Below are 606 nucleotides of genomic sequence, written 5' to 3'. Positions count from 1 at the left end.
AAAGCGATACATATACGGAATCACTAACAACAAACCGATGATGGTCGCTAGCCATCCTGTGCGCGAAGCTAACGCGACAATCAACGGCAAGGTAACAACAGGTACGGCATACAAAAGGTAAACGTCGCTTAGCTTACGTGAGTACTTATAGGGTTGGCGAGCTAGAAGGTAACTGGCAATGACTAATCCAGTAGCGAGAAAGCTTGCCATCACATTCGGTTGCTGAAAGATCCCGTACGGACGGTTAGCAATCGTGTCGTAGCCGAAAGGATTCCCTGGTTTTAGAAAAAGATATTGCGTCAGACCAAATAGAGCTTCAATCACGACAGCCAGTACGATGAACCAAAGTAACCGTTGGCGATGCTTATTACTGAAATGAAATTGCTGTAAGACAACAAAAAACAGGAAACCACTCCACAGGCCGATAAGTTTGTTCGCTGCCAGAGTGCTGTCCGCATTGGGGTAGAATACTGGCAACGTCATGATGATCGCGCTGATCAGTAACCCGATGGTTAGCTTTGAATAGCGTAAAATGCGGTTCCTCGCGAGCTGATAGCAACCGATACCTAACGCAAAGCTAAATGCAATCCACGTTGTTGCGTTGAA

General features: G+C 46.4%; 1 protein-coding gene. It reads right to left on the bottom strand.

The genetic code is table 11. From position 1 onward, the window contains the following. A partial coding sequence (locus tag R7044_RS26510) for a pilin glycosylation ligase domain-containing protein (RefSeq protein WP_225456151.1) occupies nucleotides 1-606 on the bottom strand: 606 nt, incomplete at both ends.

The sequence above is a fragment of the Vibrio sp. 1402 genome, from assembly GCF_033340275.1.
This window is presented reverse-complemented; position numbering and strand designations above follow the sequence as displayed.